The 24,310-nt window shown below is 44.0% G+C and carries 22 protein-coding genes and 2 tRNA genes; 7 read left to right on the forward strand and 17 right to left on the reverse strand.

Going from position 1 to position 24,310, the window contains the following annotated elements; all coding sequences use genetic code 11:
* Nucleotides 1-82: 82 nt before the first annotated feature.
* The 11 genes from CXF82_RS08700 to CXF82_RS08750 form a co-directional block, all read right to left on the reverse strand.
* Nucleotides 83-158 (reverse strand) — tRNA-Lys (locus CXF82_RS08700).
* 55 nt (nt 159-213) lie between these two features.
* Nucleotides 214-289, reverse strand: a tRNA-Lys gene (locus CXF82_RS08705).
* Between the two features lie 194 nt (nt 290-483).
* Nucleotides 484-1,203, reverse strand: coding sequence for a tol-pal system protein YbgF (gene ybgF, locus CXF82_RS08710; RefSeq protein WP_101089700.1), 720 nt, complete (start codon nt 1,201-1,203; stop codon nt 484-486).
* Between the two features lie 22 nt (nt 1,204-1,225).
* The gene (gene pal / locus CXF82_RS08715; RefSeq protein ID WP_101089699.1) at nt 1,226-1,762 is read right to left on the reverse strand and encodes a peptidoglycan-associated lipoprotein Pal; all 537 of its coding nucleotides are present in this window, start codon (nt 1,760-1,762) and stop codon (nt 1,226-1,228) included.
* A 23-nt stretch (nt 1,763-1,785) separates the two neighbouring features.
* Nucleotides 1,786-3,114 (reverse strand): Tol-Pal system beta propeller repeat protein TolB, encoded by a 1,329-nt coding sequence (gene tolB / locus CXF82_RS08720; protein ID WP_101089698.1) that lies wholly within the window; start codon nt 3,112-3,114, stop codon nt 1,786-1,788.
* 9 nt (nt 3,115-3,123) lie between these two features.
* Nucleotides 3,124-4,059 carry a cell envelope integrity protein TolA gene (gene tolA, locus CXF82_RS08725; RefSeq protein ID WP_101089697.1) on the reverse strand — a complete coding sequence of 312 codons (936 nt, stop codon included), beginning with the start codon at nt 4,057-4,059 and terminating at the stop codon, nt 3,124-3,126.
* Nucleotides 4,059-4,496, reverse strand: coding sequence for a protein TolR (gene tolR, locus CXF82_RS08730; RefSeq protein WP_101089696.1), 438 nt, complete (start codon nt 4,494-4,496; stop codon nt 4,059-4,061). Before tolR ends, tolA begins: the two co-directional genes overlap by 1 nt.
* On the reverse strand, nt 4,496-5,185 hold the full coding sequence (gene tolQ / locus CXF82_RS08735) for a protein TolQ (RefSeq protein ID WP_101089695.1): 690 nt from the start codon (nt 5,183-5,185) through the stop codon (nt 4,496-4,498). The genes tolR and tolQ overlap by 1 nt, the downstream gene beginning before the upstream one ends.
* Entirely contained in the window at nt 5,175-5,573 is a 399-nt protein-coding gene (gene ybgC / locus CXF82_RS08740; protein ID WP_101089694.1) for a tol-pal system-associated acyl-CoA thioesterase, read from the reverse strand. Before ybgC ends, tolQ begins: the two co-directional genes overlap by 11 nt.
* Nucleotides 5,574-5,888: 315 nt before the next feature.
* Nucleotides 5,889-8,045: a prolyl oligopeptidase family serine peptidase gene (locus CXF82_RS08745; RefSeq protein ID WP_101089693.1), complete on the reverse strand. Its 2,157-nt coding sequence runs from the start codon at nt 8,043-8,045 to the stop codon at nt 5,889-5,891.
* Nucleotides 8,046-8,664: 619 nt separating this feature from the next.
* Nucleotides 8,665-9,534 carry a flagellar protein MotY gene (locus CXF82_RS08750; protein ID WP_101089758.1) on the reverse strand — a complete coding sequence of 290 codons (870 nt, stop codon included), beginning with the start codon at nt 9,532-9,534 and terminating at the stop codon, nt 8,665-8,667.
* Between the two features lie 140 nt (nt 9,535-9,674).
* Between CXF82_RS08750 and rnt the strand changes: the two genes are divergently transcribed.
* From rnt to yfcE, 3 genes are all read left to right on the forward strand, one after another.
* Nucleotides 9,675-10,415: a ribonuclease T gene (gene rnt, locus CXF82_RS08755; RefSeq protein WP_102044038.1), complete on the forward strand. Its 741-nt coding sequence runs from the start codon at nt 9,675-9,677 to the stop codon at nt 10,413-10,415.
* Nucleotides 10,416-11,042: 627 nt separating this feature from the next.
* Nucleotides 11,043-12,107, forward strand: a complete 1,065-nt coding sequence (locus CXF82_RS08760) for a Preprotein translocase subunit SecY (protein ID WP_102044039.1) — start codon at nt 11,043-11,045, stop codon at nt 12,105-12,107.
* A gap of 371 nt (nt 12,108-12,478) precedes the next feature.
* Complete coding sequence (yfcE, locus tag CXF82_RS08765) at nt 12,479-13,030, forward strand: phosphodiesterase (RefSeq protein ID WP_102039666.1); 552 nt, start codon at nt 12,479-12,481, stop codon at nt 13,028-13,030.
* A 168-nt stretch (nt 13,031-13,198) separates the two neighbouring features.
* Here yfcE and CXF82_RS08770 read toward each other — a convergent pair whose 3' ends face one another.
* From CXF82_RS08770 to CXF82_RS08780, 3 genes are all read right to left on the reverse strand, one after another.
* On the reverse strand, nt 13,199-14,500 hold the full coding sequence (locus tag CXF82_RS08770) for an anaerobic C4-dicarboxylate transporter (protein WP_102044040.1): 1,302 nt from the start codon (nt 14,498-14,500) through the stop codon (nt 13,199-13,201).
* Nucleotides 14,501-14,697: 197 nt separating this feature from the next.
* Complete coding sequence (locus CXF82_RS08775) at nt 14,698-14,904, reverse strand: hypothetical protein (RefSeq protein WP_102039668.1); 207 nt, start codon at nt 14,902-14,904, stop codon at nt 14,698-14,700.
* A gap of 193 nt (nt 14,905-15,097) precedes the next feature.
* Nucleotides 15,098-15,703: a peroxiredoxin gene (locus CXF82_RS08780; protein WP_101089687.1), complete on the reverse strand. Its 606-nt coding sequence runs from the start codon at nt 15,701-15,703 to the stop codon at nt 15,098-15,100.
* Between the two features lie 317 nt (nt 15,704-16,020).
* Here CXF82_RS08780 and CXF82_RS08785 point away from each other — a divergent pair, with 317 nt between their 5' ends.
* Complete coding sequence (locus tag CXF82_RS08785; RefSeq protein WP_101089686.1) at nt 16,021-17,340, forward strand: Na+/H+ antiporter family protein; 1,320 nt, start codon at nt 16,021-16,023, stop codon at nt 17,338-17,340.
* Nucleotides 17,341-17,440: 100 nt separating this feature from the next.
* Here CXF82_RS08785 and upp read toward each other — a convergent pair whose 3' ends face one another.
* The gene (upp, locus tag CXF82_RS08790; protein ID WP_101089685.1) at nt 17,441-18,067 is read right to left on the reverse strand and encodes a uracil phosphoribosyltransferase; all 627 of its coding nucleotides are present in this window, start codon (nt 18,065-18,067) and stop codon (nt 17,441-17,443) included.
* A gap of 218 nt (nt 18,068-18,285) precedes the next feature.
* Between upp and purM the strand changes: the two genes are divergently transcribed.
* The 3 genes from purM to CXF82_RS08805 all read left to right on the forward strand — a co-directional run bounded on the left by purM (nt 18,286) and on the right by CXF82_RS08805 (nt 21,796).
* The gene (gene purM, locus CXF82_RS08795) at nt 18,286-19,326 is read left to right on the forward strand and encodes a phosphoribosylformylglycinamidine cyclo-ligase (protein ID WP_101089684.1); all 1,041 of its coding nucleotides are present in this window, start codon (nt 18,286-18,288) and stop codon (nt 19,324-19,326) included.
* Nucleotides 19,326-19,970 carry a phosphoribosylglycinamide formyltransferase gene (purN, locus tag CXF82_RS08800; protein ID WP_102039670.1) on the forward strand — a complete coding sequence of 215 codons (645 nt, stop codon included), beginning with the start codon at nt 19,326-19,328 and terminating at the stop codon, nt 19,968-19,970. The genes purM and purN overlap by 1 nt, the downstream gene beginning before the upstream one ends.
* Before the next feature lie 755 nt (nt 19,971-20,725).
* The gene (locus CXF82_RS08805) at nt 20,726-21,796 is read left to right on the forward strand and encodes a DcaP family trimeric outer membrane transporter (RefSeq protein ID WP_102044042.1); all 1,071 of its coding nucleotides are present in this window, start codon (nt 20,726-20,728) and stop codon (nt 21,794-21,796) included.
* A 244-nt stretch (nt 21,797-22,040) separates the two neighbouring features.
* On the opposite strand, the gene CXF82_RS08810 is transcribed toward CXF82_RS08805, so the two are convergent.
* Nucleotides 22,041-22,661: a response regulator gene (locus CXF82_RS08810; protein ID WP_101089681.1), complete on the reverse strand. Its 621-nt coding sequence runs from the start codon at nt 22,659-22,661 to the stop codon at nt 22,041-22,043.
* Nucleotides 22,658-24,058, reverse strand: coding sequence for a cache domain-containing protein (locus CXF82_RS08815; RefSeq protein WP_101089680.1), 1,401 nt, complete (start codon nt 24,056-24,058; stop codon nt 22,658-22,660). Before CXF82_RS08815 ends, CXF82_RS08810 begins: the two co-directional genes overlap by 4 nt.
* Between the last annotated feature and the right edge of the window lie 252 nt (nt 24,059-24,310).

A 24,310-nucleotide genomic window follows, 5' to 3' on the forward strand; every position in this document is an offset into this window, starting at 1 on the left:
AACTGAGCTAACAGCCCTTTCTGGTATTGCTGATATTACATTTTCTGAATTCATCTGCTTTGAAGCAAATCCACCTCAGAAGTGGTGGGCTGTGAAGGATTCGAACCTTCGACCAATTGGTTAAAAGCCAACTGCTCTACCAACTGAGCTAACAGCCCTTTCTGGTATTGCTTTTCTGAATTCATTTGCCTTGAAGCAAATCCACCTCAGAAGTGGTGGGCCGTGAAGGATTCGAACCTTCGACCAATTGGTTAAAAGCCAACTGCTCTACCAACTGAGCTAACGGCCCTTTCTGGTATTGCTAGTATCTTTAACGCTTAATTTAGATTAACTAAATAATTCGTTTAGATACCCCCGAAAGACGGTGTCTCTCTGAGGGCGCCTATAATACCTTTTTCATTTGCTCATGCAAGCGCAAATTTATCATTTTTTATCGTTTGCATGAAAAACAGCCTAAGAGATTGTTTTTTGAATAAATCGTCATCAAAGTGCTGAAAGTTGCTGCTGTGCAATACGCGCCGCGGCACTGTTAGCATATTCCTTAACAACTTTCTGATAATAGGCTTTCGCTTTTGCTTTATCGCCAGTCTTCTCAGAAATCATTCCCAGCTTGACTAAACTCTCACCGCGCTTACCGGAATCTTTGAATTTATCAACCACGGTTGTAAACGCTTTAGCCGCGCTAACAAACTCACTCTTATTATAAAGTAGCTGACCTAACCAGTAATTAGCATTAGGAGCATAGCTAGAATTTGGATATTTTTCTATAAACTGGGCAAATGCTGGAATGGCAGCTTCGTACTTTTTCTCTTTCAGCACTAAATTTACAGCTTGCTCATAACTGGCAGTCTCGCCCAGGCTTGAACTTGCAGTCGAAGAACTATTACTACTTGCTACTATAGGTACCGCAGGCTTACTTGAGATATTAGCAATATCTTCATAAAGCTGACGTTGCCTTTGCAGCATCTGCTCAATTTGATAAGACTGTTGCTCACTTAATCCACGCAAGTCGAGGACTTCTTGTTGCAAAGTTTCTAAACGTTGCTGCATAGCAAATTCAGTTTGCTGTTTAGCTTTTACAATTCGCTCTAGACGAGCCACTCTGTCGTCTGAAGAGCCACCAGCAACATCCTCAACTGGTGCAGGTGCAGCATGAGCCGCACTCGCTAGGATGATTGCCGCTGATATCACGGCGTATTTCATAGGGTAAACCTTTTACCGAAAATTAATATACAAGTACTGCGCGACGGTTTATAGCAAAACCCTCATCAGAACGAGTTAGGTCCATTGGCTTTTCTTCGCCATAGCTAACAATACTCATTTGGCTAGGCTGTACACCCATGCCTTGTAGATATTTTGCAACAGCTTTAGCACGACGTTCGCCTAGTGCAATATTATACTCAGGCGTGCCGCGCTCATCTGCATGACCTTCAATCATGACTCGAACATTGGGATGTTCAACAAGATAATCACCATGTGCTTCTAACACTTCAGCAAATTGCTGAGAAACTGAACTACGATCAAAATCAAAATAGATGATGTGTTCTTTTCTTAGTTCTTGAAACTTAAGCTGCTGCTGCTCTTGTGGTGTTAGTACTGGCGCTACACCGCCAGTTTCAACACCATTGTTAGCAGATTCACTTGTTGATGTTCCAGTAGAGCTAGTTGCATCTGTTTCAGACTCAGAAGTCGAGCTACAGGCACTGATAGCCATAATAGGAAGTACGACTAACATGGCTTTAAATAGCTTATTCAGATCCATTTTAAAATCCTTAATCTTTATAGTTATAGAAATGGTGACCAAGAAGGTGATTTCACTTCACCTTGACCGGCAGGTAATCGGGCTTTAAATCGCCCATCCATAGAAACTGCGGCCAATACTTGTTTACCTTGGTATGTTGTTCCGTAAATTACCATAGTACCGTTGGGTGCTAGGCTTGGGGATTCGTCGAGTCGTGTACTCGTCAAAACTTGCATAAATCGTGTTTCAAGATCCATTCTTGCAATATTGTATTTACCATTAGTCCGATTTACAAAAATAATGCTGCGTCCATCGGGTGCAATCGACCCCCCTAGGTTCCACTCACCTTCGAACGTTAAGCGAGAAATCTTACCTGAATCCAAAAAGACTCTGTATAGCTGAGGGCGTCCGCCACGCTCGGAAGTAAGTAGTAATGACTTACCGTCTGGAAACCAAGAAGGCTCTGTATCAATAGCGTAATGATTGGTGACTCGCTTTAGTGCACTCGTTGCAATATCAACCACATAAATATCAGGCTGACCATCTTTTGAAAGCGTTACGGCCAGTTTTTTCCCATCAGGCGAGAACACAGGCGCACCATTAATACCGTTAAAGCTGGTGACTTTTTTACGCGCCTGCGTATAAATATTTTGCACGAACACTTCAGCTTTACGGTTCTCAAAACTGACATAGGCTAATTCCTGCCCATCAGGGGACCATGAAGGTGACATCAATGGCTCTGGTGAACGTAACAACATCTGCTCGTTATAGCCATCATAATCGGAGATCATCAACTGATAAGGAGATTTTTCGCCATGTTTGACAACGACATAAGCAATACGTGTCAGAAATGCACCACGAATACCCGTCAACTTCTCGTAAACCACATCACTAATACGATGTCCATACTGCCTAAACTGTTCTGCGCTAATCACTGTTTCGCGACTATCAATCACTAGCTCTTTTGCAGATTGTGGACCCATATCGGATTGTAATTGTGCTTTTACCAAGTCGATTAACTCAAAACTCACCAGGTATTTATCAGCGCCATAAGGCTTGACGGATCCCATGACGACCGCTTCAGCAGGCTGTGCCATCCAGGCTTTAGCATCAAATTGCGCCAACGTACTGATATTACGTTGCGGTAGGCTTAACTCATCTGATGGGCTGAATGTGCCACTACGTGCTAAATCTGACATAACAATATCAGAGATCTGTGACGGCATAGGGCCAGTACCTTGCCAAACAAAAGGAATAACGGCTATCGGTCTTGCAGCATCAACCCCTTCGGTAATAACGATATCTAATGCCGCTTTAGCAGGCATGCTACAAATTAGCAGGCTTACCAGTAACCATTTCCCAAAAATCTTCATGTGACTCCTTTAATCAAACTCGGGTTGAACTGTTAAATTAATTTCTTTTAGCTTGTTATATACATCAGGCTCATTCGACACTGGCAAACGGCCAGCTTTGTTGATTGCCGCCTTAGTGGCTCGGCATACAACGCTATCTCCGTCCAAAATCCTACTTGCAGTAACAAAACCATCATTGGCTAAACGAATAAAGACTTTGCAGCTTTTCCCTCGCATAGATTCATCAACCACTAAATTGCGCTGAATCGTCGCTCTAATCATTGAGGTATAACGCTGAACTTCACTCGTGACCTGTTTATTCCGCGTTTGCGACAGCGCCACCTGCTCTGCAGCCAATGCATCTTGCATCATCTGTTCTTGCTGTCGCCTGGCTTGCTCTTCTGCCTTACGTTTACGCTCTGCTTCCGCTTTACGCTTACGTTCATCTTCTGCTTTTTTAGCCTTGGCTTCTTCTGCTTTACGCTTATCAGCCGCTTTTTTCGCAGCCTCTTCAGATGCCTTACGCTCTTTATCTTTTTGCTTACGATCTGCTTCAGCCTTTACCGCTTTCTCGTTTTCTTGTTTCTGCTTTAACTTGGCGGCTTTGGCTGCGTCATTAGCATTTTTTGTTTCAATCTCTTTTTGCTTACGTTGCTTCTCTAACTTTTTAATTTGTGCTTGTTCGCGCTCGCGCTCTTTTCTGGCATCACGTACACGCTTATCCGCATTATCTTGACGCGCTTTCTCTTTACGTTCAGCTTCACGCTTCTGCGCTTTTAACTTTTCAACATGCTCGGCCACTTTTCGCTGATCAATCACCACCGCCTGCACAGCGGGGGCACTGGCTTGAGGCTGGGGTTTAGGTTTTTCGGAAAAATCGATTCCTAAGGCTAGGATAACTATCACGCCAATATGAATCCCAGCTGAAATTGATACTGGAAGGGTTAAATCAGATTTAGTCGCCACTACTTATCCTCCGGCGAATCGGTCATCAAACCAACAGACGGTACGCCAGCCCCTTGCAGTGTCACCATCAACTGGATCACTTTTTCATAAGCAATGCTGCGGTCAGCTTTAACAACAACAGGACGTTCAGGCTCTAATTGAATAATAGCGCCAATTCGAGTAGCAACCTCTTCAAGTTCAAGTACCTCTTTGGTACTCGAGCTGCCCACATCCAGGTAGTACTCGCCCATAGCATCGATTGACGCAACGATTGGCGGCTTACTATCTGCCGGTAAAGATTCCGCAGCACCTTGCGGCAGATCAACCTTAACCCCCTGAGTTACAATCGGGGCTGTCACCATAAAAATAATCAATAGTACCAACATCACATCGATATAGGGCACCACGTTAATTTCAGCGACTGGACGACGGCGCTTCCTTTGGTAGCCTTGATGCATTATGCCTGTTCCTTCTCGCTGTATGCTTGGCGATGCAAAATACTGGAGAACTCTTCCATAAAGTTGGCGTAAGACATTTCAATCTTATCCACTTGAGTTGAGAAGCGGTTATACGCAATAACAGCCGGTATAGCCGCAAATAGGCCCATTGCGGTGGCAATCAATGCTTCTGCAATACCGGGCGCGACCATGGCAAGCGTGGCGTTTTCAACCGCACCGAGGGCGATAAAGGAGTTCATGATCCCCCAAACCGTACCAAACAGCCCAATATAAGGACTCGTTGAGCCTATGGTTGCTAATAGAGGTAAATGAGTTTCGAGTTTTTCCATTTCACGAGAAAGAGACACTCGCATGGCACGGTAGCTACCATCCATAATCGCTTCAGGTACTCGTCCGTTTAATTTGCTCAAACGTGAGTATTCTTTAAAACCAGTCACAAACAATGCTTCAAGACCTACGTTCCGATCCTGACGAGCAGAAAGCTCTTGATAGAGTTTATTAAGATCAACACCTGACCAAAATTTATCTTCAAACTTTAGCGCTTCGCTTTTTGTTGCCGCCAATAATTTACGACGTTGAATAATCACTGCCCATGAGGCAATGGACAAACTAAGCAAGGTCAACATAACAAATTTAACTAAAAGACTTGCTTGTAAAAATAATCCAATAAAAGAAATATCAGCTTCCACCGTTAAACTCCTGGGCAATATGTTGGGGAATGGCTCGGGGTCTCATACGCGATAATGCGACACAGGCGACTAAGATTTCAGCCTCGCAATACGTAACGCCCTGTTCATCAATTAAACGCTGTTTAAACACCAACGACGCTTTCTTAAGTTGTATGACCTCGGTTTCGACCATAAGGTTCTGTTCAAAACGCGCAGCTTTACAAAAATCCAGTGCGGCACGCTTTACAACAAAAGCTATATCATCGGCAAGTAGTGCAGTTTGACTCACACCCATCGCCCTTAACCATTCAGTTCGTGCACGCTCAAAAAACTTTAAATAATTTGCGTGATAAACAACGCCACCAGCATCAGTATCTTCGTAATAAACGGAAATAGGCCAACGAAACATATAATGATATCGCCATTTAATGAGATAAAATAAGAGGCCTACTATACCTAGCCAATATGCAATTGTGAATGGCGATATGTGATAACCCAACCGCTTCTTCATAAAATTTTGTTAATAATCTTAACGAATTATTACCTCTGTACCCAAACGGCTTAAAAATGCGCGTTGCAGAGATGTTGCGCCAATTCAATTCACGGCGCATTGCCCGTTATTCCCTAATTAAGCGAATGCGACAACGAAGTGGGCTTGGGTATCATTTTCAGGCAAAAGAAAGGGAAGCCTGAGCTTCCCTTTTTAATAAACCGAAATCAAAACTTATTGTGCGATTTTCGCTGGCACATTTAACCCAAAGTTATGCCATAAGAAACTATAAATATCAGCAAACTCATCAATCTTCATTGCCGTTGGTTTACCCGCACCGTGACCCGCTTTTGACTCTATGCGCATGATAACTGGCGCATCGCCTTGTTGTTTCTCTTGCATCATGGCACCAAACTTAAAGCTATGCAGTGGTACAACCCGATCATCATGATCTGCTGTCATCACCATAGTGGCAGGATAAGACTGTGCTGTTACATTGTGATATGGCGAATAAGCATAAAGTGCAGGGAATTGTTCTGCGTTATCTGCACTGCCATATTCACTGGTCCAAGCCCAGCCAATGGTGAACTTTTGAAAACGTAGCATATCCAACACACCTACCGCTGGCAGCACTGCCGCAAAAAGCTCAGGACGCTGAGTTAATGCCGCGCCCATCAATAAACCACCATTGCTACGACCATAAGCACCAAGCTTAGTACTATTGGTATACTTCTCACTGATCAGATACTCGGCCGCAGCGTAATAATCGTCAAATACATTCTGCTTTTTGTCGAACATGCCAGCTTGGTGCCAGCTTTCACCGTATTCAGCGCCACCACGAAGGTTAGGCACCGCATAAACACCGCCCATATCCATCCAAGCAATATTGGCAGGACTAAAGCGCGGGGTGAGTGAAATAGCAAACCCACCATAGGCATAAAGCAAGGTTGGATTGTTGCCGTCTTTCTTAATCCCCTTCTTGTATGAGATCATCATTGGCACTTTTGTACCGTCTTTACTGGTATAAAAAACTTGCTCTGATGTGTAATTTTCAGGGTCAAATGAGACAGTAGGCTTTGAATAAAGTGTCGACTTACCTGTTTTGAAATCAAACTTATAGGTGGTTTGCGGTTGAATGTAACTATTAAAGACATAGTAGAAGTAATCTTTACTACGTTTACCATAAGGCCCAGCTATCTTTCCTTTCCCCGGTAAAGCAACATCTTGGCGCTTGTCGCCATTCATGCTGTAAATCGTTAATTTACCCAGAACGTCATGCAGGTAGCTCACAACAATGTGATCATTAACGATAGCAATATTACTTATTGGATCTTTAAGCTCAGGAATAATCGTTTTCCAATTATCCTTGCTGCTTTTATTCACATCAATAGCAATCACTTTACCATTTGGCGCGTGATAATCGGTCTTAAAGTAGAACGTCGATTTATCATTACCAATAAAGCTGTATTCCGCTTCCAAGTCAGGGATAAGTTCAACCATCTCGGCTTGTGGCTCTTTTAATGACTTATAAAAAAATCGATTACGACTGTCTGTCCCCTGAGAGATATAAAGCAGCAGGTAATCGCCTTTATCTGTCACTTCAATCCCAAAACCCCAATCTTTATTTTGTGGTCTTTCATATACCAAGGTGTCTTCTGCCTGACTGCTGCCTATTTTATGAAAATACACTTTCTGGTTAAAGTTAACATCGGCGAGCGCATTTCCCCCTTTGGGAGCATCATAGCGAGCGTAATAGACGCCAGTGTTTTCACTATTCCATACCGCGCTGGAAAACTTTATCCAATCTAGCTGATCAGTTAACTTTTTTCCGCTCGCAATATCGACAAAGTGCCAGGTTTGCCAATCCGAACCTGATTTAGAAACACCGTATGCTAATGTATTACCATCATCACTTACCGACGTACCCGACAGTGCAATTGTACCGTCAGATGAAAACGTATTTGGGTCCAATAACACTTTCTCGTTACCCTTTGCATCTTTCACAAATAAAACAGACTGTGCTTGCAGGCCATTATTGCGATAGTAAAAGGTGTTAGTGCCCTTTTCATTTGGTGCTGAAATTTTTTCAAAGTTCCACAGTTCAGTAATACGATCAACAATCGCTTGTTTGTTTTCAATCGCCCCTAAGTAAGCTTTACCGTCTTGCTGTTGCTGCTTCACCCATTGATGGGTTTTATCTGACTCAACTTCTAAAAAGCGGTAAGGATCGGCAACCTGAACACCATGAATGGTTTCAATGACACTATCTTGGTCCGCTATAACAGCTTTTTCCTGTGACTCTTCAACAGATTGAGATTGGCATCCGACGATGGCAAGCCCTAATCCGATAGCCAATAACTGTCTTTTGGCAAAAAAAGAATTAATTCGCATTATTTGTATCCCTGATTCACTTATCCGTAGCACAACAGAACAGCCTGACTAGGTAAGCTTTTTTATTAAGTTGGCATAAATAGCCATTTTCAAGATGCACTATACAAACTAATAAAAAACAGCGCAAAAGTTTGTTATCGCCTAAGCTGACCTTACGCCACTCATTATTCATTATCAATCTTGCAACATAGATTAATTATATATTATGTTAAGTTATGCATAAAACGTGATTAAGCACTCAAAAAACAGTGTTTAAGCCTATATAGTTACCATCTAAACAATTTTAATTCATTAGTAAAACTAATGTTTAAGTTCAATTATTCTAGTTTGTCAGTTTACTAATCTCGCTCTATAATTCACCTCGTTTTCAGGAAGTGTCTGCCTAGCAGATTTGAAAACAAAGAACTCTAAACTTTGGTGGTTATCCACGGAAGTTACATCCCTGGTTCTTAGCTTGACTTCCTTCCTTCAATTTGTTGATTGCAAATCAAATATTTTTGCAGCCCGCTTGCTAATGTAAGCGGGCTTTTTTTTATCTTATTTTTACCAAAGCCTAAATCACAAAAAAGCCCTGCAATATATACAGGGCCTATCATTGTAGCTTGGATGAGCGAAGCGCTTAGAGCGGCTTACTTATTCTAATCACTACTCTGCGGTTTCTTGCGCGCTCATTAATAGTCAGGTTTGATGCCACATGTCTGCGCTCACCATGACCTACTGTGTGAATACGACTTTGTGGTATACCACTAGCAACAAACAAATCTTTAACGGAGTCAGCACGCTGCACCGACACCTTTTCATTTACACTGCGTCCACCATAGCTGTCGGTGTAAGCATCGATTAAGACTAGATCAACATTTTGATCATAGGCTAAATACTCTTGTACCTTACTAATTTGTGATTTAGCGTAACGCGTTAACTCGGTGCCGCCTGACTCATAAGTTAATACCGTAAAAGCAATATCTTCAAAAGAGTATGGTAATAGTGTCGATAAACACGATTTAAATTGCGCGTATTGCCGTCTAAAGTTTACCGCCGACAAACCCACTGCAATTTTATTGGTCTCGTTGTACCAATCAGCATAATAAAACGTGGGCTGCATACCGCTTTCAAGTTCAGCCAACATTGACCATGCAGCATTGCGCGGTACTTCGCCACTAAAGTACTTTTGATAGGTGAGCTCAGTGATCTCTTTTGATACAACTCCAGGTCGCCATGCCGGCGCCATACTCATTAATGTTGCCTGCGTAACTTGATCAGGTTTAACCCACATATCCAGCGTAAAGTTCAGATTATGATCTTTACCGGCAATGCTGGTAAATACCGCTTTACCGTAGGCAGGAATATCGTGCTCAAGACGGCACATTACCGGATTATTGCCGCTCACACGCCACTGCGACTCTTCTAATGAAGCTACATATTGCTTTAAATCAGCACTGGCAAAAAATGGTAAGCATATTAATGTTGCAAAAAGAACGCTAAGCCGCATAAAACTACCCTCTATAATTGAGTCACTACACTCTATCGGCACAATATTATCTTTCTTTAGCGTATAAAATGACCAAACGCACATGACAGTCATTATCAGTTGCCCCATAATAGGCACCTGCTAACTTTTTGGAAAATTTAATGACTGACACTTTCGACCCCAACAAATTGAAAAACCGCTTTAGAGGATATTTCCCAGTGGTTATCGATGTTGAAACAGCCGGGTTCAATTCAAAGACCGACGCGCTATTAGAAATTGCAGTCACTATGTTAAAGATGGATGACGACGGCGTAATCGGATTAGATAAGACGCTGCATTATCACATTGAGCCGTTTGAAGGGTCTAACCTAGAACCCGAAGCGTTAGCATTCAACGGTATTGACCCCACTAACCCGCTTCGCGGCGCCGTGAGTGAGAAAGAAGCTTTTTTAGAAATTTTCAAAGAAGTCAAAAAAGCACAGAAAGCATCTGGATGTCATCGCAGTATTATTGTTGCCCATAATGCCGCTTTCGATCATGGTTTTGTCAGCCAAGCCATCGAGCGTAATGGTCTAAAACGTACGCCTTTCCATCCTTTTGCCACGTTTGACACAGCCGCACTCGCAGGCCTTGCCATCGGCCAAACTGTGCTGGCAAAAGCCTGCGCCATGGCGGGTATTCCGTTTGATAATAGAGAAGCACACTCAGCGTTATATGACACAGAACGCACAGCAGAACTATTCTGTTTAATCGTCAACCGTTGGAAGTCTCTAGGCGGCTGGCCATATATTGCCGATGAAACAGCCTCAGATTCAGAAGCTGAAGCTGAAGTTGAAGTTGAAGTTGAAGTTGAAGTGGAAGTGGAATCAGAAGCTGAGTCCAACTCTAAGCCAGAGTCATAGAGTCTGCTTTCATTGCTACATTAAAAGGCCGCAAATAATGCGGCTTTTTTTATGACTTGGATTTGATGGTGTCGGGGACGCTGTTCACTCATAGCAGCCGATAACCTAGCCTATAGTCACAATATAGTTTGGTCATAAGTGCGGCATAGCCAAATGCTTGTCAAAGAAACAAATTGTAGTTTCCCAGTGCAATTGAGGGCTGAGGATGACACCGTAGGTTTGAAAGCTAAACCTCCCTATTCACATTACGATAAATAGGGTAAAGCTAGAAAATGCTATAGAGACTGTTGAGTCAGTCTCTATAATTAGGTCAAATTAACAATGCCACTGCAAATAGTTATTTTGCCCATTCAATATAAATGGACAGCTTAATCAATCGACCTGTTTAACCTGCAAATCATCAATGTAAGACCTCAGGTTTACTTATGAGTGAATGCTTAATAAGCAGCGGCTGAACACCTTTTGAACACTTACACAATTGGCGTGTGAAATTTCAGCAGGAACACTTGGTAGGCTATGTTTTATAAGGGCATAACCGTTTTTATGATATATCCTTACGCACCATTTTTGCCTGACGATCCCGTTGACAGGTTTTGAGCTCACCGCTCACCGATAAAGAAGTCCGTTATGTTTTACACCGAAAATCCAGCCGTTAGATACCCGAAAGGGAATTTTGCCATGTGGAGCGTTTATAGCTTTACAGGGGCATCCATCATCGCCTCACTCGTGTTCTCTATGTTGTTATTTTTATCCATCGATGATGATCCATTTATGCAGATTATGTTTGGCTCGCTTGCAGTGATTTTTGAGTTGGGTAAATTCTTTGCTTGGTATGAAGTGGGCGAACGTCAAGCTCGACGAAACTATAGTGGGATGATATTGGCCTTGGTCTTCTATGCTGTACTGGCCGTCATCTCGATCGGTGGTTCAGTGGGGGGAATAAACAGTGCCACTAACAAGGCTCAGGAGCATGCTAATGTTCATCAAAGTAAAGTAAACGCTTACAACATGCAGATTGACTCAATAGAGAAGCAGATCGAGCTTAATAACGTAGCGGCTAAGAAATACATTCAGATGGAACTTATTGCAACTGGGGTTATGCGTATTCAAAAAGAGAACGATAAACTTCGGAGCGAGCAGCAGCACTTAGCGATGGAGCGAGACAGCCTGCCGCTGATAAGCCAAGGTTCGGTCATTGGCTTGATCGATAGTCTGGCCAACGCCTTGAATGTATCGACTCAGACAGCTCAATTAAGCTTAGTAATTTTTCTCTCAGTACTCCTCGATTTTTTTGCTGCATTCTTTGTCGGATTAATAGGAGAAGAAAATCGATTCAAATACCAGTTCCGCCACACCAAGCCTATCACCATCGATGCATTCTCTATTCAGGAACTGAAGGCTCCGGACCTTCTCAGTAATTTCGAACCACATCAAGTCAGTTCGATACACTATTCCAGTGAGGTTGAAGATGTCAGTACTTCGCCCATGATGTCAAAAAGCGCTTATGAAATGGCTATTGATGCCTTAACGGCAAATCAGGTCAATTGCAGTAAGCGCGCGGTCAGTAAATACCTCAATATCTCTACAGATGAAGTGGATCAGATATTTAGCCGGTTGTTTAATGAGGGTATTGTGAGTAAAAAACCCAATAACCACTTTCAATGGCATGGTGTGCAGCAGCTAGGTATATAGGTCCTGACGGCTATCAGCACTTCATCGGCGTCGTGAGCGAGTGACATTACATTTGTTATGACTTGTTCAGTCAAGGGCAATAGAGGTCCCTAATACACCCTATATAGGCTATTAGTGTTCGGATGTCGTTAAGCATTCTTTGCCTCTGGACATGTCTAGCTGAAAAATCGATTAAATTAAGCGAGAACAAATACTCTGAGGCCTTAACCTGTCTAACAATAATAAGGCGAAGCAACCAAGAGATTAGGGATAAGTGGTTTTACAGGAGAGGCTTATATTCTCGAGGTTGAGGATTGTAGCGGGTTAGCTCATAGCAAAAGGGGGGGAATAGGCGTAATATTTCATTCCTGTTTTTTTATGGTGCATCTCTTATGGAACTCTTTTTTGCCTCCGATCTTCATGGCTGCTTCGATAGCACTCAGAAAATGATCGCCGCATTCGAACAAAGCGACGCCAAACACCTGATATTATTAGGGGATATATTGAACCCCGGCCCCAGAAATACGCTCCCTGCTGGCTATGCGCCGATCGAGGTGGCAAATTTACTGAATGGTTACGGTGATAGAATCATCGCCGTAAGAGGAAACTGCGACAGTGAAGTCGATCAGGTTCTGCTCGATTTCCCCATAATGTCTGACTATAATCTGGTGCTGCTTCCTAATGGGCGTCGTCTGTTTTTGACTCATGGTCATCTTTATAACATTGCTCACCATCCACGCTTGTGTCGTGGTGATATCATCGCTTCTGGTCATACTCATGTTCCCGTTGCTGCACAACATGATGACCTTATCGAGTTTAACCCCGGTTCTGTCACCATGCCTCGCGGCGGTCACGCTGCCAGTTATGGCGTACTGCACAACAACACCCTGTCGGTAATGAGCTTTGACGGTTCGCAGCTTTGTTCTTTAACTTATGATGAATAACGTCTTCAATAGATTGGAAACTGACTGTAAGCCAGATTATCGCTTGGGGCATTCGCATTGATTAATTTTATATGATGAGTAAGTGTATCCATAAAGAATGATTTTTCCAACATCAGCGGCCAGTTTTGAACTGACCCCTTAGCCATACTTTCTCACGCTATTCCCTCATTAAAGAATCATCCCGCCGATGATAAACCCCAAGCCCACAGAGGTTGATATGGTGACAAATCCTGGAATAAGGAATGGATGGTTAAAAACCATATTTCCGATACGCGTTGAACCGGTATCATCCATCTGCACCGCGGCTAACAGTGTCGGATACGTAGGTAATACAAACAAGGCACTCACGGCAGCAAATGAGGCGATAGCCGTTATGGGAGCCACGCCAATGGCTAAGGCTGCTGGCATCAGTGCCATTGTCGTCGCCCCTTGTGAATAGAGCAGCATCGAGGCAAAAAACAGGGTAACAGCAAGCATCCACGGATACTGATTAAGCACATCTGCTGAGAGTGCTTTAATGTCGTCAATATGACTAGACACGAAGGTGTCTCCCAGCCAAGCAACACCTAACACACAGATACAGGCGCTCATCCCCGATTTAAAGGTCGCAGCATTAGCAATCTCAGAGGCGTCTATTTTGGTGAATGTCACAATCGCGGTTGCCGCTGAAAGCATAAACACCATGATCGCTTCATTGCGACCCAGAGATGGGTTTGGAATAAGATTGACCGTGTCTGAGATAATGGTGGCATAAACAATGACGCAGACAATGGCCGTGATAAAAATATAGGTGGCGGGTTTGGCCGTCGGGAGAATATCCCTTTGAGTTTGACCCTTTAGTTTAACTAACCCTTTTTGAAGACGTGCCTGATAAACCGGATCATCTTTCAACTCACAGCCTAAAAAATTTGAGACGAAAGCCCCGGCCATACAGGCCATAAAAGTCGTGGGGATACAGATTGCTAGCAGAGTCAGATAACCCACGCCAAGAGGTTCTAAAATCCCGGAAAAAAAGACCACCGCAGCCGATATCGGCGAAGCGGTAATAGCTATCTGTGAGGCGACAACCGAGATCCCAAGTGGCCTCGATGGTCTTATACCTTGCTCTTTAGCCACCTCGGCGATAACCGGTAGTGTTGAAAATGCCGTATGGCCGGTGCCTGCCAACAGAGTCATAAAATAGGTTACGATAGGCGCGTAGAAAGTGATACGTTTAGGGTTCTTGCGCAGGAAGGTCTCTGATAGATCAACTAGCCACTCTAGGCCGCCGGCGACTTGCATCGCAGCAATGGCCGCAATTACCGACATAATGATGAGAATCACATCTACCGGAATGTGTCCCGTGTCGACACCCAAAAATAACGACAGAACCAAGACACCTGCTCCGCCTGCCAAACCAATACCGATGCCACCAATCCGAGCACCAAGATAGATAAACGCGAGGACCACGAACAATTCAACAAAAACCATAAATAACCTTTATATGAAGCGATGGAGCAAACCATCCCAAACTGGATAAGGATGCTTTGAGACGTTCAGGTGAAGCTTATTAGGAGTTTTGGTACTGCTTTTCCCTGCGGAAGAAGATTTTACTATCGTTATTGCTTATGTAGTGATGTTTAATTCACTAATTGTTGAAGCTGTGAGTCCGCTCACGTGAGCGCTGTCTATGGTCGGGGGAAACGCACACTTATGGCACTCATGACGATAGGTATTAAGAAAAGTGATTGCTTATCAGCGTCGAGGAAGCAGTAAGACAGATAATTAGCTATAAACACCAAAAAGCTCGCAGCGCATGCTCTTCCCGCAATCGGAATCATTGATGTAGGGAACATCATTAACCATGCCATCGCGGCATTCGTGAATCCATTCATATCAGAAAAGCAGTCCTTTTTACCCGACTCTTTACTACAGAATGGGCAAAGCGCCACGACCTTTCTTTTGATCAAAGTAAAAGCACTGCTTAATAGGTTAACGTGCCTAATGCACGAATGTATTAGCAACAAACCGCAGACACAAAAAAGCCGCGTTTAAACGCGGCTTTCATTCAACAACTAAACGCAAATATTATAGCTTATCTGCGTTGTCACTTAGGTAAGAAGCAACACCTTCTGTCGTTGCGTCCATGCCTTTATCGCCTTTTTCCCAACCAGCTGGACAAACATCACCATGCTCTTCGTGGAATTGAAGTGCATCGACCATACGCAGCATTTCATCAACGTTACGACCTAATGGAAGATCGTTAACCACTTGGTGACGAACTTGACCTTCTTTGTCGATTAGGAAAGAACCACGGAATGCAACACCGGCTTCTGGATGCTCAACATCGTATGCTTTACAGATTTCGTGCTTAACATCTGCAACCAAAGTGTACTGAACTTGGCCAATACCACCTTTGTCGATAGGAGTGTTGCGCCATGCGTTATGAGTAAACTGAGAATCGATAGAAACACCGATAACTTCAACGCCACGTTTTTTGAACTCGTCCATACGGTGATCGAAAGCGATCAACTCTGAAGGACATACAAATGTAAAGTCTAGTGGGTAGAAGAATAAGACGGTTGGCTTACCCTTGATTGCTTCAGACAAGTTAAAGGTATCTACAATTTCACCATTACCAAGTACCGCAGCTGCAGTAAAATCAGGAGCCGGACGGCCTACTAATACACTCATTTTATTTCTCCATCTATGGATTGCTAAAAACGCTGGTTCGTTTTAAATCTAAAGGCATTATAGGCAGTGTTTTACGACACACAAGCTATTTGAGATCAATATCACCTTTTTAAATCATTATCGTGTTAACTGCGCAATATGCCGTCAGCATACCCTTATTCACGGTGATGATATTTACACTTTGTGCGCAATTAAGGCTACAGTGATCTAACAACTCACATTGAAATCAATATATAGCACGCTGGTACTGGACATCAGCGCTGTTAACAGGCAAAAATAGCCACAACTTTAAATATAAGAAAAAGATTAACCATATTATGAACGCTGTCGTCATTGCCGTTTGCTTAATGCTGGGCTTAAGCCTTGCACGAGTAAATGTAGTTATCGCTCTTACCATTAGCGCACTCGTTGCAGGCTTAGTGGGCGGGATGGGGTTACAACAAACCGTTGATGCCTTTAATACCGGTCTAGGCGGAGGCGCTCAAATTGCTCTGAGTTATGCACTGCTTGGCGCTTTCGCGGTAGCCTTATCTCATTCTGGGTTAACCACGCTTATCTCTCGAAAAATGATTGGCGCTCTAGGTAAGGAACAATCTAGCCAGAACATCAAAAAAGTCCGTTGGGCGCTGCTATTCGCCATTTTGACGATGGCAATATCATCACAGAATATTTTGCCTATTCATATTGCCTTCATTCCTATTTTGATCCCGCCTTTATTACACTTAATGTCAAAGCTGTCGCTCGATAGACGTTTGGTTGCTTGTGTGCTGACATTTGGCCTTGTAACCACCTATATGATATTACCTGTGGGTTTTGGTGGCATTTTCCTCAACGATATATTGCTAGCCAATCTTAACAATAATGGATTAGAAGCGGTTCGTTCTCAAATCCCACAGGCAATGTTACTCCCGGCGTTAGGCATGATTACCGGTCTATTGATTGCTGTATTTATCACTTACAGAAAACCAAGAGAATATAAAGAGGAGCTCATCCTCATTGCAGAGCCGGAGGAAGGTGTCAATAAGCGTAATATCGCCATCGCGATGATTGCTATTGTCGCCACGCTTGTCACTCAGCTCTATACCGGTTCAATGATTTTTGGTGCACTCATCGGCTTTATTATCTTTAGCTTCTCAGGGGCACTTAAACATGTTGCCGACCAAGATGTATTTAACCAAGGCGTGCGCATGATGGCCAATATCGGCTTTATCATGATCTCTGCCGCAGGTTTTGCTGCAGTGGTTAAAGAAACGGGTGATGTCAGTACTTTAGTAACCTCTCTTAGCGACATTATCGGTGATAATAAAGCACTGGCCGCCTTCTTAATGTTACTGGTGGGACTGTTTATTACCATGGGGATCGGCTCATCTTTCTCAACTATTCCGATTATTGCTACTATCTACGTGCCGTTAGCAATGACTTTTGGTTTCTCTGTTGCCGCAACGATTGCCCTCGTCGGCACAGCGGCAGCGCTTGGTGATGCCGGTTCACCCGCGTCTGATTCAACCTTAGGCCCGACAGCAGGTCTCAATGCTGATGGACAGCACGACCATATTAGAGACAGTGTTATTCCAACATTCATTCACTACAATATTCCGCTGTTAGTGTTTGGTTGGATTGCAGCTATGGTGCTTTAGTCAAAAAACGCCCAACAAAAAGGGAGCCTATTGGCTCCCTTTCTTATTGCTAGTGGCTTTTTATCAACAGCCTAATCAATGCGTTCTTTAAATATAGAGTTTACTTAGTACCAAAAATCTTATCACCCGCATCACCAAGACCAGGCAAAATATAGCCCTGCTCGTTTAAGCAGTCATCAATAGAGGCTGTATACAGTTCAATATCTGGATGGGCTTTTTCAAGTGCTGCAACGCCTTCAGGCGCTGCCACAAGCACAAGGGCTTTGATAGCAGTGCAACCACGGGCTTTAAGCAGATCAATGGTTGAGATCATTGAACCGCCAGTGGCTAGCATTGGGTCAACGACCAACGCGATACGTGAAGGCATATCACTGGCTAGCTTTTCAAAATAAGGCACTGGCTCAAGTGTTGTCTCATCGCGGTACATACCAACAACTGAAATACGTGCACTAGGTACATGCTCTAGTACACCGTCCATCATGCCAAGGCCGGCACGCAAGATTGGCACGACAGTGACCTTCTTGCCTTTTATCTGTTCAACTTCAACAGGACCATTCCAACCTTCGATAGTGACTTTCTCAGTTTCGAAGTCAGCCGTTGCCTCATACGTCAGTAGGCTCCCGACTTCCGCCGCTAGCTCACGAAAGCGCTTAGTGCTCACGTCACCTTTACGCATTAATCCAATTTTATGACGAACCAAAGGATGCTTAACTTCAACGACTTTCATCTTGTTCTCCTAATTTTCTAACGTATTTTTTACGGTAAATTTCAACGATTCTAGTAGATTTGTTCGCATAGGAAAACTTAAAGTTTTAAAAAGACGTTAAATCGTGACCTCTGTCGCGAACTTTATTGAAAAACTAAGCTTTCGAGGCTACTCACAAACTGTTAGAATAGCGCCGCATAAAATCCTATAATGATCTACCCGTACCCGAGAGGATCACCGTGAGCACTCCTACTACCCCACTAAGCTATAAAGATGCAGGCGTTGATATTGATGCCGGAAATGCACTAGTTAACAACATCAAGTCAGCCGTTAAACGTACTCGTCGTCCAGAAGTTATGGGCAACCTAGGTGGTTTTGGTGCACTTTGTGAGTTACCAACTAAGTATAAGCATCCAGTACTGGTTTCTGGTACTGATGGTGTTGGCACTAAGCTGCGCCTTGCTATTGACTATAAAAAGCATGATAACGTCGGCATTGACCTCGTTGCCATGTGCTCAAACGACTTAATCGTTTCAGGTGCTGAGCCGTTATTCTTCCTCGATTATTACGCCACAGGCAAACTCGATGTTGAAGTTGCTACCGCAGTAGTGAAAGGTATTGCTGAAGGCTGCGTACAATCTGGTTGTGCACTCATTGGCGGTGAAACTGCTGAAATGCCAGGTATGTATGAAGGCGACGATTACGACCTAGCTGGTTTCTGCGTCGGTGTTGTTGAAAAAGCTGACATCATTGACGGCACTAAGGTGCAAGATGGTGATGCACTTATCGCTCTCGCTTCAAGCGGTCCTCACTCAAATGGTTTCTCTCTAATCCGCAAGGTATTAGAAGTCAGCAAAGCAGATCCAGAGCAAGAACTTGCTGGAAAGCCGCTAATTGACCATTTGCTAGAACCAACAAAAATTTATGTAAAATCACTGCTAAAGTTGATTGAACAGTCAGACGTTCATGCAATGTCGCACATCACTGGTGGCGGATTCTGGGAAAATATCCCACGCGTTTTACCAGAAGATTGCAAAGCTGTGGTTAAAAGTGACTCTTGGCAGTGGCCTGCTATTTTTGACTGGTTGATGGAAAAAGGCAACATTGCAGAATTTGAAATGTACCGTACATTCAACTGTGGCGTAGGCATGGTTATCGCACTTCCAGCCGATAAAGTAGACTCAGCACTTGAGCTACTGAATGCCGAAGGCGAAAACGCATGGCTGCTCGGTAACATTGCTAAGCGTAACGGTGACGAAGAGCAAGTGGAGATCTTGTAATGTCTGAGAGCTGTCGCGTTTTAGTATTAATTTCTGGGAATGGCAGTAATCTACAGGCCATTATTGATGGTTGTGATGATAACGTACAAGCAGAAGTTGTTGGCGTCATTAGTAATAAACCTGACGCTTTTGGATTGATACGTGCTCACCAGAATGAAATTGATACCAGCTGCGTCATCGCTCATGAAGGTGAAACCAGACCTGAATATGACGAAAGACTTTTTAGTGCGATAGCAAAGTATCAACCAGACTTAGTTGTCTTGGCTGGCTTTATGCGCATATTGAGTGATGATTTTGTCATGCGCTTTGAAGGGAAGATGATTAATATCCACCCTTCTCTCTTGCCCAAATATACCGGCTTGAATACGCATCAACGCGCCATTGACGCAAAAGATACTGAACATGGCGCGAGTGTGCATTTTGTGACACCAGAGCTAGATTCAGGTCCGGTTATTTTGCAAGCCAATGTCCCTGTTTATGAAGATGATTCTGTTGAGGTCCTGGCAGGTCGTGTCCACGAACAAGAACATGCTATCTATCCACTCGTTGTAAAATGGTTTAGCCAGAACCGATTGCAGATGGTTAATGGTATAGCACAGCTTGATGGTCAAGCACTTGCTGCAAACGGTTACGCTGTTGACTAAGCGGCATTAAAACCAGTATTGCATTACAAAGGGCACCTTTCTGTGCCCTTTTTTATTTTCAGCCCTAACGCAGCCTCATGCGCTTACTCTATGTAGAGACCTCTTCAAGAGTTTCCCCTAGTATCCTTTGCCATCAAGTAAATTAGACCGAATACAAACACAGATATTTTCACCTAAACCATTTGCTAAATAGCGATATTAGAAAAACAATGTCGATGATGACACCGCTGTACAGCTACAGAGATTTTCGTGACACACCCCAAGCACAATTCCAGTAGGCTCAGTCATGGTGCCCTTTTCATTGATAGTCACGGCCGCATCTACAATAATATTTGACCTTATTCGCTTCGCTCTCTTAATCCGATCTTGTGACCTCTCCTTCACCCACAGGTAACACATTTCACGACTAATCGTTACAAAGTTGATCTACATCATATCCCCAGCTGCCTAGAATTACCCCTGAAGATCAGTTAACTCACACACGAGAAACAAGCCTGTAACTGACTGTATTTATTTGTTAAAAATATTAACCATCCGTTACCCACCTCAAAAAAAGGCAAGCCTGAACATAGGAAAACCGGCATTTCTACGGGTAAACCCTTAGTCGTCTTAGGTGCAAACACGGATAAAAAAAGCCTCTATAAAGCCATATGGTAGCCCCAGATAAACCATAAGTTTGCCGGGCATCTGATCCTATATCACCGCTCAAGACAAACAACAACCAACTGATCAACAAATCCAAATAAGGCACCTTGATGAATAGAATAACTAAAACGGCGTTAGTGGTAGCTGCATTTTTCTCAGCATCTTCTTTCGCTGGCTATGAAATTCAAATCGACGATAGCTCGAAGTTAACCTTCGGCGGCTACTTCAAAGCAGACTTGCGTAATGTCAGTGGCGACCAGGCTTATCGTGACTACTGGATTGGTACCAGTACCAGCGCGCCAGATACCAATCAAACCAGCCTCCAGGCCAAAGAATCGCGTTTCAACGTAAAGTTCACTCATGGCGAAGTGACTGGATTCCTCGAGTATGATTTCTACGGTGGTGGCGGTAACGCACTCGTTTCTAACTCATACACACCGCGTATGCGTCATGCCTTTATTGCTTACAAGAACTGGAAAGTCGGCCAGACATGGTCAACCTTTATGCCACTGGCTTCTATCGCTGATGCACTGGACTTTGGTGGAGCGCACGTCGGTCAGGTATTCATTCGTCAAACCCAGATCCGTTATACCAACGGTGGTCTAGAACTGGCATTAGAAAACCCAGCCAATGCTACCGATTCCAACCAAAGTATCCCCGATGCCGTGGCGCGTTATACGTACAAAGGTGATTTTGGCCAAGTAGCGGTTGCAGCGCTGGCTCGCACCTTCGATGACAATGGTGTAGCTGGTAATGCCGACGGCACTCAGTTTGCTTACAGCATAAGCGGTAAAATTAATACCTTCGGTAAAGATGACTTCCGCTTCGCCTACAACGCGGGCGCTGCTGGTCGTTATGTTTCACCTGGGCACAACGCTGGTGACAAAGTCAATGCTGATGGCAGTGGTGATCTGCTGGCAACGCAAGCCTATACCGTCGCTTATCGCCACTTCTGGACTGACGACTTGCGCTCTAGTGTTTACTACGGTCACGCTGAAGTTGAAGATTTCAATGGTGTGAATGCTGATTCAGATCGCAATCACTATGGCGTCAACCTGATCCAGCAGCTTAACAAGCAGTTAAGCGTGGGCGTTGAATTCGGCAACTATGATGCGGATATCTCTGCCACTGACAGTGCCAACTCTGATTACGTCCAGCTTTCGGCCAAGTACGTACTTTAATGTAAATCAGAGTACGTAGGGCGGCAAAGTAAGCACTAAAACGGGCAGTCATCCATCTGCCCCTAAAGAATAAGCTCCAAAAGGTCATCCAGTGGGATGGTTGGCCTTGTCCCTCTGACCATAAACATGAGGGCAAAAAAAACCCCTAACTTAACGCCCACAACATGGCTAGTTTGCCATGATTTTACCCGAAGCATGACACCGCTTCGGGTATTTTTTTTCATGAAAAAGGGCGTAAATAGTGTTACCGATCTAAGCCATGATCGATGGCATAACGCACTAGCCCCGCCGTACTGTCTATCGCCAGTTTCTGTTTGATATTACGTTTGTGAGTCTCGACTGTGCGTACGCTGACATTCATCTCCAGCGCAATGCGTTTATTGTTCATCCCCAGCGATATCAACCGTAATACCAACTGCTCACGTTGGGTGACCAGGACTTGCTTACCACTGGCGAGTTCTTGCGACAAGGTGTCTACGACTTCGGCACTGAAATAGCGCTTGCCAGCGGCCACTTTTTTGATGGCTTCAATCAGTTCTTTACCGGGTACATCCTTGAGAATATAGCCATCAGCACCGTAGCGCATTGCCGCCATAATATATTCTCTGTTGTCATGCATGCTCAGCATCACCACTTTGCATGACATCTCCTGCTCTTTAATCAGCTCAAGCAGATACATGCCGTCCATTTGTGGCATATTAATATCGGTCAACACCAGATCGATTGGCATTTCCTTGAGGATCTCTAGTGCCTTGACACCATTGTCGGCTTCAGCCTGCACCTCAATGTCATTGTCTAAGCTCAGACGATATCGTAATCCTTCACGAAACAGCGGATGATCGTCTACCAGAAGCACACGGATCATGACAGTCCCCCAGTGGCAGCATCGGCTCGATAACGCAACTCACTCTGGGGAATACGTGCCACCAGCGTCACTCCTTTACCAAGGGTTGACTCTACCTTGAGCTCACCATTATAAAAACTCACTCTTTCCTTCATATTTCTCAAGCCTATTCCTTCAAACGGGGTCGATTTTCTCTCAAAACATTCATAGTTAAATCCCTTACCATCATCATGAACCTCCAAGGTCAACCATCCCGGAGTCAGTCCCAGCGAAATCAGCACTTTTTTTGCTCCCGAGTGACGCTCAATATTAGTCAATGACTCCTGCACAATGCGGTAAAGCGCGCAACTAAGCTCGGTTGACAAGATCTTGCGCACTGATAATCGCTGCACCTTGACCTCGATACCTGTGCGCAACGAAAACTCCCTGCCCAACTCTTTTAACGCAGCGCCCAGCCCATAATCCTCAAGGATGGCAGGATGTAGCTGATGCGAGATATTACGGATATCGAGCATAATCTGTCGCGTCAGTGTAATCGACTTATCCAGTTCCGGACTGGAATCGCCACCATATTCCTGTTTCAATTGGGCGGTTTCCATAGCAAACAGGGCCGCGGCAATCGTTTGGCTAACCCCATCGTGCAACTCTCTGGAAACTCGCTTACATTCCTCTTCCTGAGTCTGATAAATTCGCTCATTGAGGGTTCTGAGCTTAGCATTTGCGAGTCGTTTTTCACCCACACGCATAAAGATCCCCCCTATAAACACGGCGCTGACCGCTAAGATACCTATCGTCAGAGTCATGAGGGAGGTGTTGCGGATATGACTACTAATAGCGGTGCTCAATAATGCCGCCTCCTCATCGATATCATCAATATAAACGCCAGTACCAAACATCCACTCCCACTGTCCCAACACCTCGGCATAGGCGAGTTTTTGTCCCAGTTGGCCATCATTAGAGGGCTGATTGAATAGGTAGGTCAGATAACCGCCGCCTTTCCTCGCCCCTGAGATTAACTCTTGGATAAAGTGGACTCCGTTGTCGTCTTCCAAGTCTAGCCAGTTTTTACCGACACGCCACTCCTGCTCGGGTAAGACCAGGCTATTGCCATTGAGATCGTAGGCGAAGAAATACCCGTTTTTACCGAAGCGCATATTGGCCAGCATAGACTTAACTTCTTGCTGGGTTTGTTGCTTGTCATCACTCTTATTTTGATAAAGATGCTTAATAGCCACGTTGGCGATCGCCAGATAATTTTTCAACTCTTCTTTGCGGTGATCGATAATACTCTGCCTATAAACGTCGACCACATGCTGGGAGAGATCTCTATACTGCATTTGAGTCACAAACAGCACCAGCATCAGAGATATAATGAGTGGAAGTACGGTGATTAGCTGTAACTTATGATTAATATTCATCGCTGATTAATACTCCGCTATATCAGGGATAGCCCCTCAGAAAACGGGGTTATACTAACAGTTAATCAACCACAAAGTTGCAACAAATACCCATTTATATGGGGGTTAAATCAAAGGAAGGGCAAATAATTCATCTTAACTACAGCACCTAAACCAGACTCTCACAGTCATTAATATTAAAAATATGTAGCGGAGCCATCAAAAAACTATATATAAAATGCAGGTTTACAATCGGAATAAATGATCATGTTC

Origin of the sequence: Shewanella sp. GutDb-MelDb (assembly GCF_002836075.1) — a bacterium.
GTDB lineage: Bacteria > Pseudomonadota > Gammaproteobacteria > Enterobacterales > Shewanellaceae > Shewanella.